Here is a 12797-nt window from a genome sequence, read left to right as displayed (position 1 = left end):
ACCTCAAATTATAACAACATCTTCAACCCCATGATGTCTCTCCATTAACTCCTTAACAAGATTTATGTTATGACCTCCCCTGCCGATTGCCCTCGGTTTATCCCTTTGATTGACATCGAGGAGGGCAACCTTCTTACCATCCTTCTTTTCAGTTATGTGGACTTTTTTAACTCTTACGCCCATCGTTTTATAAATGTTCCTAAGGAATTCCTCTGGGTTCTCTGAATGCTCGATAAGGTTAATCTCTTTCCCGAGCATGTTCTGTATTCTTCTAACGTTCATCCCTCTCTTTCCTAAAGCTAATCCCATTTCACCCTTCTTTATGACATAGATTAAGCGGTTTCTGTCCTGATCAATGATGCAGTCAAGCACTGTAGCTCCTGTAAAGCTCTCAAAGAGGGCAATATATTTGATTTGGTCTGTGTTTAACTTCAGGGGCATCACTGCTTACCCCCAGCTAAGGCTAAAATGTTGCTTTCTCCTGGGTCAACTATGGCTAAAGATGCTACTACGAATGGCTTACCCAAGAGCGTTCCAAGGTCAACGCTTGTTCCCTCGTACTCATAAACTGGAATGTTGCTGAGCTTGGCATAGTAGTAGATATCGTCCTTAACCTCCTTTGGTGCGTTCTTTGCAACAATGATGAGCTTTGCGCCACCAATCTTAGCTAATTTTACAGTTTTGTTTGAACCAATGACAACTTTCCCCGTCTCAAGAGCCTTCCTAAGCTCAAATGCTATATCCATAAATCACACCTCCTTACTCATTCTCTATTGGTTTTAGTGGTAATCTCATAGCTAGTCTAACTATGCCTGTTCCGACTGGAACAGGCTGTCCAATGAGGACATTTTCAACGACACCGTTAAGGGGATCAACTTCTCCCCTTTCAGCGGCTTCAAACAGATGCTGAACGGTAATCTCGAAAGCTGCTCTTGCCAATACGCTCGCTTTCGCACCAACCACACCATGCCTTCCTATAGGCCTTACAACACCATCAAGTGTCATTATATCAGCGACGAGCATAATATGTCTCACATCAACTTCAAGACCCTGCTCCTGCATGGTCTTTACGATTTCTTCAATGATTGCATTTCTTGCTGCCTCAATTCCTAAAACCTCTGCAATTTCGTGGATGTTGTTTGTTCTTGTTCTTGTTGGATCAACGCCCGGAACTTTCAGCACTTGCTTAAAGTTTGAGCCCTCTGTGTAGATCACGTACTCATCGCCCTCTTTGCGGATTATGGTTTTTCCAACGCCTGAGAGACCTTTTAAGCGATGGCTTTTAACCTTTTCGGCGATCCTTCTTAGGTCGGAAAGCTTCTCTGCTTTCTTGGGCCTCACTATAAGTGTGTATCCATCAACTTCAAATTCTGCGGTCTTGAATGAACTCTCAAGCTTCTTTTTGATCTTTTCCATTGTTAAACCGCTTCTCTCTAAACGCTCTGGATTGATTTCCACAATAAACTCCATGTTAAGAATATCAATTGTCATTGACTGGGCTAAATTCACCAAAGTTGTACCTTCAATTCTCCTTGCAACTTCTAATGCTTTTTCCCTATCATAGCGATGCTCTTCATCTAAATAAACTGTCATGATTGGTGTTGAGGGATTTTTTCTAGCATCAACAATCTCAATAATTCTCGGCAGACCAAGGGTAACGTTAATCTCAGCGACACCAGCATAGTGGAAAGTGTTGAGAGTCATCTGTGTTGAAGGCTCACCGATGGACTGAGCAGCAACAGTTCCAATTGCTTCACCAGGCTCGACTACAGCATTTTCATATTCCTTAACAACTTCCTCTATAATCGCCTCAACTTCCTTTTTCTTGAGCTTGTACTTTTCATTGTACTTCACAAGCTTCTCGTAAAGTTCCTCCTTGGTCTTCTCAGGAAGATGAGCAGCATTTTTCTCAATTAAGGATTTAATAGTAGAAGGGGCTACCATCCAAATCACCTCTTACTGTTTGCTCTCAATTTAATTAGAGACCTCACAATAACTCTATCAATGTCAACCGTCTTTCCTTGCCAGCTCTTCATTGGGTCAACACCATCCTCACCATAGCGGAACTGGACGATTATTCCAGTTGGATCTCTGACTGTTCCATCATAGTCAACTTTAAGGTCTTGGAGTGCGTTGATTAGTCTACGCTGCATGTAACCGCTCTGGGCTGTTCTAACTGCTGTATCAACCAGCCCTTCTCTACCACCCATTGCGTGGAAGAAGTATTCCTGTGGTGTTAATCCGCTCTTATATGAATTGATAACGAATCCTCTAGCTCTTGCACCTAAGTCTCCAGGCTTAAAGTGGCTTAGAACTCTTCCTCTGTAACCTCTGTATAAACGCTTACCTCTAATTGACTGCTGACCAAGCAAAGCTGCCATCTGGGTGATGTTGAGTATCTTACCTCTTGCACCGGTTTTTGCCATGATAACTGCGAAGTTATTCATACCGAGGTACTGCTCAGCAACTTTACCCGCATTGTCTCTTGCCTCAGCAAGAACTGCCATGATTTTGCTCTCCAATGTTTCTTCAAGGGTTTTACCGGGCAATGGTTCAAGTTCTCCAGCCTTGTAAGCCTCAATGAGCCTCTTTACTCTTTCTTCTGCCTCTCTAATGATTTCTTTAATCCTGTCCATTGCTTCCTCTGGCAGGTCCTCATCATCAATTGCTGTTGTGAAACCTTTGTGTGTTATCACCCAAATTGCAAGCTTTGTAACTTGATCAAGGAACTGCCTCGCTCTCTCAACCCCGTATTCACGCACAATAATATCGAGAATTTTACCGTCCTCTCTACCGTAAGCCTTCTTGTCAATTGCACCGCTTAAAAGCTTGCCATCGATTATGACAACAAAACCGTCGTCAGAGTTTCTTTTAATTTCTTCTATGACTTCTTCCTTCTTTTCAAGGAACAACTTATCCAGTGCTTCCAAGATCTTCCTCTTTTTGCTCTCATTTGCTCCAAGCTTGTTCTCATACCACAGTATCAGATTCTCTGGAAGGAGGAGAGAGAATATAGTCTTTCCGCTCCAGTATTCAATGCCATTCTCAACTTTATCTGGCTCTGGAAGCTTGCTAACATCAATGCCAGCAAACATGAGCATCTGCTCGACTTCAATTCTTGTGAAGTATGCACCCTCCCTTGTAAGCAGGTATCCACCAGAGATGTGATCTTGAATCCCACCGATAATTGGACCACCATACCTTGGTGAGATGATGTGGTTCTGAACTTCCATCAAAATCCTTGCCTCAGCTTGTGCCTCTTCTGTTTGTGGAACGTGGAGATTCATTTCATCTCCATCGAAATCAGCGTTATACGGTGGACAGACTGCCAAGTTGAGGCGGAAAGTTTTGTAAGGCATTACTCTAACACGGTGAGCCATAATAGACATTCTGTGCAGAGATGGCTGTCTGTTGAAGAGAACTATATCTCCATCCATTAAATGTCTCTCTACTGTCCATCCTATGTCAAGCATATCTGCAATTGTCTCTCTATTGCTTTCCATGAGTCTAATTCTTCTCCCCTGCGGGTCAATTACATAGTTCGCTCCAGGATACTTTTCTGGACCATTGAGAACCATCTTTCTGAGCTTCTCAAGATTGAAGTCCGTAACTTTCTCTGGAACTGTCAATTCCATCGCAATCTCTATTGGAACACCGACCTCGTTAATGCTGAGCATTGGGTCTGGAGAAATAACTGTACGTGCCGAGAAGTTAACACGCTTACCGCTGAGATTTCCTCTGAATCTTCCTTCCTTACCTTTCAATCTCTGTGCTAGTGTTTTCAATGGACGTCCGCTCTTGTGCTTTGCCGCTGGAACACCTGAGGTTTCGTTGTTGATATAAGTGGTAACGTGATACTGCAAGAGATCCCAAAGGTCTTCAATAATCAGCTGTGGTGCACCAGCTTCAATGTTTGTCTTAAGTCTGTTGTTGATTCTGATGATATCAACGAGCTTGTGAGTCAAATCGTCCTCAGCTCTTATACCGCTCTCTAATGTGATAGAAGGCCTGACAGTGACAGGAGGAACAGGCAGAACCGTGAGAACCATCCATTCCGGACGAGATTTTTCGGGATGAAGACCGAGAAGAGGCAAATCCTTGTCAGGTATCTTCTCAAGTCTATCTCTCACTTCAGTGGGCATCATTCTGTGCCTATATTCGTTTCCTTGCTCATCCTTTCTGATTTCCCAGTAGATTGTTGGTCTCTCAAACTTCAATGGGAACTGAGGAGCACCACAGTGCGGACAGACCATTCTCTCCTTAGCTTTCTTGTGAATCTCCTTGATGAGCTTGTCTTTTGTCTTCTTTCTGTCACCAACCAGTTCAAACTTCTTCATGTATTCCTCAATTTCTTCATCAGTAAGCTTTATTCTTCCACATTCTCTACAAGTACTTTCCAAGATGCGGTAGATTGTCTTAGCGAATCCAACGTGAATTACTGGACGAGCGAGCTCAATGTGTCCAAAGTGACCGGGACACTCGCCGTATCTAGCACCACATGTTTCACATCTCAAACCTGGGTCAATAACGCCCAAACGCTTGTCCATTAGTCCTCCTTCTATTGGATAACCGTCGTCATCGTAAGTGTCTGGGACAGTTATCTCTGCAGCACTCATCTTTCTAATTTCTTGAGGGGAAAGAACACCAAACTCAATTGAACCGATAACCTTTTTAATTGACTGCATCGCTCTCACACCCTCTCCTTTAATCTCAAAGCAGGTCTTATTACCATAGCCTTAAGCTCGTCCAACAACAGCTTAAATGCATAGCTCATCTCAACTTTGCTTATCTTTTCAGTTTCTCCACATACTGGACAGTATATCTGCCCTCTTCTCTTGTCTTCTAACGCTAGATGTCCACAGTTTTCACAGACCCAGACCTCTGTCTTATCACTCTCCTCAAGAAGACGCTCTACAAGGAGCATTGCAGCACCGTGTCCAATGAGAACGTCTCTTTCCATTTCACCGAATCTAAGACCACCTTCCCTTGCTCTGCCTTCAGTTGGTTGCTTTGTAAGGACTTGCACTGGACCTCTTGAACGAGCGTGCATTTTATCGGCAACCATGTGGTGAAGCCTCTGGTAATAGATGACACCGATAAAGATGTCTGCCTCCAATCTTCTTCCAGTAATTCCATCATACATGATTTCTCTCCCGCTGTGTTTGAAGCCAAGCTCTTCGAGTTCTTTTCTAAGTTTTTCTTCTGGCTCTCCAATGAATGCTGTTCCATCAATTCTTCTTCCCTTAAGTGATGCAACTTTTCCACCAATTGCTTCAATGAGCTGTCCGACAGTCATACGAGATGGAATACCGTGTGGGTTAACTATTAAATCTGGAACTATTCCGCTCTCTGTCCATGGCATGTCCTCTTGTGGAACGATTAAGCCTATAACACCCTTCTGTCCATGTCTGCTTGCGAACTTATCTCCAAGCTCCGGAATTCTGAGGTCTCTAACGGTAACTTTAACGAGCTTAGTTCCATCGCCAGTCTCAGTAATTATGACCTTGTCAACAACACCCTTCTCACTCGGCCTTACGGCAACACTAGTCTCTCTCCTCTCTTGGAGAATTATTCCACCTAATCCGCTCTGCTCTTCAAGGAATCTTGGTGGTGAAGTTCTACCGACAAGGACATCTTTACCGTTGACCTTTGATTCTGGGAAGATTATACCATCCTCATCAAGATGCCTGTAGTACTTTTCTCCTCTGTATCCCCTAACAGTTGGATCTGGAATTTCAAACTTATCTGTCTGACCACCGAGATACTTCTTTTCCTCAGCCTCGTATGTTCTGAAGAATGTTGATCTCGCTAATCCTCTCTCAATTGATGCCTTATTGATTACAATAGCGTCTTCCATGTTGTAACCCTGATAGCTGAGGACAGCAACAACAAAGTTCTGACCAGCAGGTCTCTCTTCAAAACCGACAGCCTTCATTATTCTTGAGTTAACAAGCGGAATCTGCGGATAGTGCAAGAGGTGCCCTCTGGTGTCAACTCTGATTCTGAAGTTAGCCCATCCTAAGCCTAAGCTCTGCTTAGCCATACCTGCTCCGTAAGTGTTTCTTGGAGCTGCATTGTGCTCTGGATAGGGAACGAGTGATGCCGGAATACCAAGGATTGCAGCAGGCATGAGCTCAAGGTGGGTGTGCTCCTTTGTGACTTCCCATGGCCAAGTTGCAACGTAGGCGTTCTCCTCTTCCTCTGCATCGAGGTACTCAATGACACCCATTTTAATGAGATCGCTCCATGTTAGTGTTCCATTCTTTATTCCTTCAACGTGCTCCTTTGTAAGCTTTGGAATACCATTTTCAACGACAATAAGGGGTCTTCTCACTCTACCATCATCGCTGTTTATGTAAACTTCCTTAACATCATCATAATATGCAACGTTTATGACATCACTAATCTTACCAGCCCTTCTGTCAGCTTTAATCCTGTTTACCAAAGCTATGCCATCCTCAACTGTTCCAATAAGGACACCGTTCAAATAGACTCTCCAGACCTGTGGGTTTGGCCTCCTCTCTTCAATTGAAACAATACCGAGCTTCCTCAGGTACTTAAGAACCTCTTCCTCTGGGATAGCAGTTGTAATCTGGGCCATCAATGCTAAGTTCTTGACAAGACCACAGTTTGGACCTTCCGGCGTTTCAGTTGGACAAATTCTTCCCCAGTGGGTTCCGTGCAAGTCTCTTGCTTCGAAGTGCGGCTGGTCTCTGCTCAGAGGTGAGGTAACTCTTCTCAAGTGTGAGAGTGTTGACATGTAGTTTGTTCTATCCAAGAGCTGGCTAACACCAGTTCTTCCTCCTGGCCAAGCACCAGTGGCTAATGCATGCTCAATTCTCTCTGTAAGAACGTCTGGTCTCACAGAATTCCTCACAAATCTTTGAACGTTCTCAAAAACGTACTTCTCACCTTTTCTTTGATACGTCTTAGTTAACTGATACTGCATATCCTTAACGAGCTGACTAAATGCAACTCTGAAGAGATCTCTAAGCAGATCTCCAGCAAGCCTCAACCTCTTGTTTGCATAGTGGTCTTTGTCATCTTCTCCTCTCAGACCAAGTGAAAGCTCCAGAACCTTCAAAGCCATCATACCAAGATAATATGCTTTCTTAATCCTATCCTCTGGTCTAACTCCCATGTGGGGCAACAGATTATTGTCAATTATTGACTCCGCTCTCCTTAAGCGGTACTCTCTTGGCTGGCCTGGAAGGGCTTTCTTGCCAATGTGGTCTAAAGCTTCTTCTTGAGTCTGGATGTCACTTGCATCTTCAAGGTTGTCGAAGAGAACCTGCTGGATTCTTGGATCATCGCTTATTGCATCAACGATTTCCTTATCACTCTCAAGACCAAGAGCTCTCATCACATAAACGAACTTAACGACACCAGGAACGTTGGGTATAGAAACGTAAAGCAAGCCGTCTTTTCTTCTCTCCACAGCAATTAGAGCCCTATAACCGTGTCTATATGAAAAACACTTTGCAATAACCTTTTCTTGTCTTTCATCCTTCTCAACTAGAGTTCTATTTGGTGCCAAATCCTCAATAGAAACAATAACTCTCTCCGAACCATTGATAATAAAGTAACCACCTGGATCTTTTGGATCCTCTCCAAGCTTTATTAACTCCTCCTGGCTCTTCCCGTAGAGTCTGCATGCCTTTGACTTGAGCATTATCGGAAGTTCACCAATCCTGACCTCAACAGGTTCCTGCTCAATGCCGTTAACAACTGGAATCATTTCAAGGTATATTGGAGCAGCATAAGTGAGGTTTCTTATACGAGCGTCCATTGGATAAAGTGGCTTTCTTTGGCCTTGTGCCTCCTGGAATTCTGGCTCTCCAAGCCTAATCTTTCCAAATTTCACCTCAAAGTTTGGAATATCTGGTTTTATGCCGCCAAATTCATTGATGACTTCTTGCATTCCATGCTCTATGAAGGCGTTATAAGAATCAAGATGCTGTCTAACAAGCCCCTTTTCATTCCAATAGCTTTCCATAACACTCCAAAGGTCATCCGGAGTAACCTCAACAACAGTTGGACCTCTCATGTTCTCACCTCAAGAATTCAATCCTCAACAACAATTCTATAGTAATAGTAAACACCCGCAGTCGGGCTTTTTCTTTTGATTTCAATAATATCCCCCGGCTTAGCCCCAAGGGCAACAACAACTGGGTCTTTAGCTTTTATCTGAGGTAGCTGAGAAATCTTTATCCTGTACTTTTTAAGCAGTTCCTCTTTCTCCTCCTCGCTTAATACTCTGTGCTCAGGAACTAATTCATGATCAAATATATTAAACTCCTTTTTCGCCGCCACCGAGAATTGCCCCCTTAGAATTTTTAGAAAGTATAATCTCTCACTACCTCCAGCTTTCGCTTTGGGTATATAAGCTTTTCGTGAGATAAATCGGGGATAGGGTTTATATTCCTTACGTAAAGTTTAAGAAGGGTTTTTATAGCCGAAAACCCACATTGATGTACAAAAATGAACATTTGAACTTTGGACACTGTCGAATTTTTTATCTTGTAGAAATTGATAGAATGGAGCCCCGGGCGGGGTTTGAACCCGCGACCTGCCGCTTACCAAGCGGCCGCTCCACCAGGCTGAGCCACCGGGGCATTAAATCCCAAAAAGCTATGGTGGGGCCGCCGAGATTTGAACTCGGGTCGCCGGCTCCCAAAGCCGGCAGGATAGACCAAGCTACCCCACGGCCCCATGCCGAAGGTTGGAGCCCCGGCCGGGATTTGAACCCGGGACCTGCGGATTACAAGTCCGCCGCTCTCCCAGGCTGAGCCACCGGGGCACCGAATGAAGAAAAGTTTTGGTAGATATATAAAGTTTTCGCTAATAATTATAAGGAGCCCTCTAAGGATGAATCTAAAGAATGAAAACAAAATGACTTCGGAACTAATACTCTTTTGTCAAATTCTTTCTGCATGTTTCGCCTTGAGCATCAACTTTCCTCCGAGAAGTCATGGAAGCTACTATTGCCCCAATTAATAGTATAGCCCCACACAAAACTCCAAATTTCCCTCCTATTCTGGCCAAGAGCCCTCCAAAAATAGCAACTACTGGAGCAAATATACACAAGGCTAAAAGTACTAGCAGAATTTTGTATCCATACTTTTCCATAAAGAGCCCAAAGTCCATGGGCATCACCTAAGTTTTACATCATTGTAAAGCTTTATAAGAATTTTGCTAGATAATTAACATCAATGTATTAACAACTCCATGAATTAGCTTTATTCTACACCAGTCACCATAAATATGACTAGACTAGTTAGTACTTTCCCTTCCCGGTTTCCTCGGACACATAACCAACTTTTATTCTGGCTTGCTTACTTCCACCGTCTCTATGAGCTGTTTGTTAGGCAGAGTGGAAAGCCATCTCATAAAAGCTCTCAGATGATGAATTTCAACTCCCACATAGTCCAACCCTGCTAAAAAATCTCACAGGAGGAACGTCATGTGGGATACCGTAATCTTTATAAATCCTCCTCGTATCTCTATCATTGGGCTGTGCCGCCGTAGCTTAGTCGGTAGAGCGCGCGGCTGTTAACCGCGTGGTCCCCCGTTCGAGTCGGGGCGGCGGCGCCAACACTTTTGTGGGCCCGTAGCTCAGCCTGGTCAGAGCGCGCGGCTCATAACCGCGTGGTCCGGGGTTCAAAGCCCCGCGGGCCCACCAGTAAATTTCCTGTAATTTCCTGTACTTTTCTCAAACACATGACTACTCAAATATTAGCTACTTGTAAAATACGCCATTTCTCAGACCATCAGAGGGCTTGAATAACTGCTCATTAATATCAAAGGAAGCACAAGATACCAAAATAGGAAAATTCTAAAAGAAAATAAAAACATTAAATATCAATCTCTCCCTTCTCTTTAAGCTGCTTGTACATTCTCCACGTAATTATCGGCCTTTTTGCTGCCAAAACATCGTCAACTCTTCTAACCGCTGTATTGTGCGGAGCGCTCTTAACTAATTCAGGATTATTATAAGCCTCCTCGCTAATCTTCTTGAGAACTTCAACGTAGTAGTCAATATCTTCCTTGGTCACCGTTTCGGTTGGCTCAATCATCAAAGCCTCATGCACGATGAGTGGGAAGTAAATTGTTGGCGCATGTAAGCCATGGTCAAGCAATCTCTTGGCCACATCAAGGGCTTTAACTCCAGTCTCCTTCTTCATAGGTTCAGCACTAAACACAACTTCGTGCTTTCTAAGCTCCTTGTGAGGCAACTCATAACCTCTCGTCCCTTTGAGTTTCTGCGTTAGATAGTTGGCATTGAGAACAGCAATCTCGCTTACAGCTTTAAGTCCACTTTTGCCCATTATCTTTAGATACGTCAATGCCCTAACCAAAACGGCAAAGTTCCCGTAAAATTCCTCCACTTTTCCAATACTCTTCGGTAGATCATAGTTTAGATAATAACGGTTGTTCTCTTCGTCGTATTCAACAACCGGCACCGGGAGGTAGTCCTTCAGGAAGTCTTTGACACCAACAGGCCCAGCTCCTGGCCCTCCGCCGCCATGAGGAGTTGAGAAGGTCTTGTGCAAATTGACGTGAATAACATCAAAACCCATGTCTCCAGGTCTGACTTTTCCGAGAATACCGTTTAAGTTTGCTCCGTCATAGTAAAGCAATCCTCCAGCTTTATGGACAATCTTTGCGATCTCCAAGATGTCTTCCTCAAAAATACCGAGAGTGTTTGGGTTTGTGAGCATCAATCCAGCCGTCTTTTCGCTTACAGCATTCTCCAAAGCTTCTAAATCAACCATTCCTTGCTCATTTGATGGAATTTCAATGACCTTGAAGCCAGCCATTGCCGCTGATGCTGGATTTGTTCCGTGAGCTGAGTCCGGAACAATCATCTCATTCCTCCGAGTTTCGCCGCGGTCGAGGTGATAAGCCCTAATAATCATCACACCCGTAAACTCGCCGTTAGCTCCAGCAGCTGGCTGTAAAGTAAACCTGTCCATGCCCGTGATTTCCTTAAGCCACTGTTCAAGCTCCCACATTATTTGCAAAGCTCCTTGGACTGTTCTTTCATCTTGATATGGGTGTATGAATGCAACCTTTGGGTGCCCAGCAATTTCCTCATTTATCTTTGGGTTGTATTTCATTGTACAAGAGCCAAGAGGATACATCCCACTGTCAACGCCATAATTCATCTCGCTCAATCTTGTATAGTGTCTGACAACCTCAGGTTCGCTCAGCTCTGGGAGCTCAAGCTTCTTTCTCTTGAGCTTTTCGGGGATATTAACTTCAACATCTTCAATCGGATCTGGAAGTGAGAATCCAACTCTTCCAGGCTTTGAGAGCTCAAATATCAAGGGTTCATCCCATTTAGCTTGTCTGTACATTTTCATCACCTCACAGCCCGGCCTCGGCTATTATTTCTTTCAACGCAACTATAAGGCTCTCAATCCATTCTTTTCTTGTTGTTTCAGTTACTGCAAATAACGCACTCTCGCCAAGCTCTGGGAAGTGTGGCTTGATGTAATAACCGCCATGAATATTCTTTCCTAATAAGCGCTCATGAATTACATCATAAGGCACCTCAAACTGCACAAGAACATCTTTGAAGTTGATTCCGTCAAAAGGCAGCTCAGCAACTTCGCTTATTCTCTTCTTGAAGTATGCAGTGTTCTTGAGGATTATTTCTCCAAGCCTCCTCAGACCTTGAGGGCCAAGTGATGCCAAGTGTATTGCTGCTGCAACTGCTACAAGAGCTTCGTTTGAACAGATGTTTGATGTTGCCTTTGCTCTTCTAATGTGCTGCTCTCTTGTTTGGAGTGTCATTACGAAGGCTCTCTTTCCATCAGCGTCTTTTGTCATTCCAATTATTCTTCCTGGCATTTGTCTAATAAGCTTCTTATCATTCCTTGTTGCAAAAATTCCAGCCCTTGGGCCGCCGAAGTTCATTGGGTTTCCAAAGAAAGCTGCCTCACCAATTACAACATCCGCACCCAATTCGCCAGGAGCTTCAACTACCCCAAGAATTGTTGGGTCCACCCCAACAACAAATAGAGCTTTGTTATCGTGAGCAATTTCACCAATCTCAACGATATTCTCTTCAATTAGCCCAAAGAAGTTGGGCATCTCAACGTAAACTCCTGCCGCATTTTCAACGCTTTCTTTGAGCTTCTCTAAGTCAATCTGTCCTTTCTCGTTCCAGTCGACATAAACTATCTCCATTCCAGCTCCAGCGACATACGTTTCAAGAACCCTCTTCTTTTCTGGGCTTATGTGCTTTGGAACTACGAACTTATTCTTTTTGGTAACTCTTGCCGCCATTAAAGCTGCTTCACCTAAAGCAGTTCCCCAGTCATACATCGAGGCATTTACAATCTCCAAACCTACAAGCTCCGCTATCAAGCTTTGGTACTCGAAGAGTACTTGGAGCATTCCTTGGCTGATCTCTGCCTGATACGGTGTATAAGCTGTTAAAAATTCGCTCCGCTCAATGAGGTACTTGACATGCGCTGGAACGTAGTGGAAGTATGTCCCAGCCCCTAAAAATGATGGCATCTCTAAGACGGTTTTGTTTTTGTCAAGAATTTGGTTCATCTCAAAGAAAACTTCGTATTCGCTTTTTCCCTCTGGAAGATTGAACTCGTGCATTACTTCCTTTGGAACATCAGAAAAGAGTTCATCAATACTACCAAATCCAATCTCCTTGAGCATTTCATCTTTATGTGCCAGATTAGGTAAATATTGCCTCCCCATAAGCATCACCTTTTAGATGGTCGTCTAAATATTTGTCGTCAATAGAATATATGCTTTGTGATACCTTGGAG

9 protein-coding genes and 5 tRNA genes are annotated in these 12797 nt (G+C 43.8%); 2 read left to right on the top strand and 12 right to left on the bottom strand.

All coding sequences use genetic code 11. The annotated features are described in order from the left end of the window. Nucleotides 1-3 precede the first annotated feature (3 nt). The 10 genes from TES1_RS01720 to TES1_RS01675 all read right to left on the bottom strand — a co-directional run bounded on the left by TES1_RS01720 (nt 4) and on the right by TES1_RS01675 (nt 9147). A complete protein-coding gene (locus TES1_RS01720) occupies nt 4-441 on the bottom strand; it encodes a NusA-like transcription termination signal-binding factor (RefSeq protein ID WP_042679664.1) in 438 nt (145 codons plus the stop codon). Then, nucleotides 441-746 (bottom strand): 50S ribosomal protein L30e, encoded by a 306-nt coding sequence (locus TES1_RS01715; RefSeq protein ID WP_042679662.1) that lies wholly within the window; start codon nt 744-746, stop codon nt 441-443. The genes TES1_RS01720 and TES1_RS01715 overlap by 1 nt, the downstream gene beginning before the upstream one ends. A 13-nt stretch (nt 747-759) precedes the next feature. Further along, complete coding sequence (gene rpoA2, locus TES1_RS01710) at nt 760-1944, bottom strand: DNA-directed RNA polymerase subunit A'' (protein WP_042679660.1); 1185 nt, start codon at nt 1942-1944, stop codon at nt 760-762. Between the two features lie 5 nt (nt 1945-1949). Then, on the bottom strand, nt 1950-4685 hold the full coding sequence (locus TES1_RS01705; RefSeq protein WP_042682644.1) for a DNA-directed RNA polymerase subunit A': 2736 nt from the start codon (nt 4683-4685) through the stop codon (nt 1950-1952). A 5-nt stretch (nt 4686-4690) separates the two neighbouring features. Next, complete coding sequence (locus TES1_RS01700) at nt 4691-8047, bottom strand: DNA-directed RNA polymerase subunit B (RefSeq protein ID WP_042679656.1); 3357 nt, start codon at nt 8045-8047, stop codon at nt 4691-4693. Between the two features lie 17 nt (nt 8048-8064). Beyond that, nucleotides 8065-8313 carry a DNA-directed RNA polymerase subunit H gene (locus TES1_RS01695; protein ID WP_042679653.1) on the bottom strand — a complete coding sequence of 83 codons (249 nt, stop codon included), beginning with the start codon at nt 8311-8313 and terminating at the stop codon, nt 8065-8067. Between the two features lie 225 nt (nt 8314-8538). Next, nucleotides 8539-8615: transfer RNA gene (locus tag TES1_RS01690), tRNA-Thr, on the bottom strand. Between the two features lie 19 nt (nt 8616-8634). Then, nucleotides 8635-8712 (bottom strand) — tRNA-Pro (locus tag TES1_RS01685). A gap of 11 nt (nt 8713-8723) precedes the next feature. Beyond that, nucleotides 8724-8800: transfer RNA gene (locus TES1_RS01680), tRNA-Thr, on the bottom strand. A gap of 104 nt (nt 8801-8904) precedes the next feature. After that, nucleotides 8905-9147, bottom strand: coding sequence for a hypothetical protein (locus TES1_RS01675; protein ID WP_042679651.1), 243 nt, complete (start codon nt 9145-9147; stop codon nt 8905-8907). Between the two features lie 371 nt (nt 9148-9518). On the opposite strand from TES1_RS01675, the gene TES1_RS01670 reads away from it, so the two are divergent. Then, nucleotides 9519-9594 (top strand) — tRNA-Asn (locus TES1_RS01670). 10 nt (nt 9595-9604) lie between these two features. Further along, nucleotides 9605-9682, top strand: a tRNA-Ile gene (locus tag TES1_RS01665). Nucleotides 9683-9854: 172 nt separating this feature from the next. On the opposite strand, the gene gcvPB is transcribed toward TES1_RS01665, so the two are convergent. Further along, complete coding sequence (gene gcvPB, locus TES1_RS01660) at nt 9855-11360, bottom strand: aminomethyl-transferring glycine dehydrogenase subunit GcvPB (protein ID WP_042679649.1); 1506 nt, start codon at nt 11358-11360, stop codon at nt 9855-9857. Between the two features lie 10 nt (nt 11361-11370). Continuing rightward, complete coding sequence (gene gcvPA / locus TES1_RS01655; RefSeq protein WP_042679647.1) at nt 11371-12726, bottom strand: aminomethyl-transferring glycine dehydrogenase subunit GcvPA; 1356 nt, start codon at nt 12724-12726, stop codon at nt 11371-11373. Nucleotides 12727-12797: the final 71 nt, after the last annotated feature.

It is taken from the genome of Thermococcus paralvinellae (assembly GCF_000517445.1).
Lineage (GTDB): Archaea > Methanobacteriota_B > Thermococci > Thermococcales > Thermococcaceae > Thermococcus_B > Thermococcus_B paralvinellae.
The sequence above is the reverse complement of the archived record's forward strand: the minus strand, read 5'-3'. Positions and strand labels throughout refer to the sequence as shown.

What these genes read in the sequence shown, in the direction of transcription:
- TES1_RS01705 (WP_042682644.1), bottom strand. Translation starts at nt 4,685, where the DNA reads ATGCAGTCAATTAAAAAGGTTATCGGTTCAATTGAGTTTGGTGTTCTT.
- TES1_RS01720 (WP_042679664.1), bottom strand. Translation starts at nt 441, where the DNA reads ATGCCCCTGAAGTTAAACACAGACCAAATCAAATATATTGCCCTCTTT.
- TES1_RS01675 (WP_042679651.1), bottom strand. Translation starts at nt 9,147, where the DNA reads ATGGACTTTGGGCTCTTTATGGAAAAGTATGGATACAAAATTCTGCTA.
- TES1_RS01715 (WP_042679662.1), bottom strand. Translation starts at nt 746, where the DNA reads ATGGATATAGCATTTGAGCTTAGGAAGGCTCTTGAGACGGGGAAAGTT.
- gcvPA (WP_042679647.1), bottom strand. Translation starts at nt 12,726, where the DNA reads ATGGGGAGGCAATATTTACCTAATCTGGCACATAAAGATGAAATGCTC.
- rpoA2 (WP_042679660.1), bottom strand. Translation starts at nt 1,944, where the DNA reads ATGGTAGCCCCTTCTACTATTAAATCCTTAATTGAGAAAAATGCTGCT.
- TES1_RS01700 (WP_042679656.1), bottom strand. Translation starts at nt 8,047, where the DNA reads ATGAGAGGTCCAACTGTTGTTGAGGTTACTCCGGATGACCTTTGGAGT.
- gcvPB (WP_042679649.1), bottom strand. Translation starts at nt 11,360, where the DNA reads ATGTACAGACAAGCTAAATGGGATGAACCCTTGATATTTGAGCTCTCA.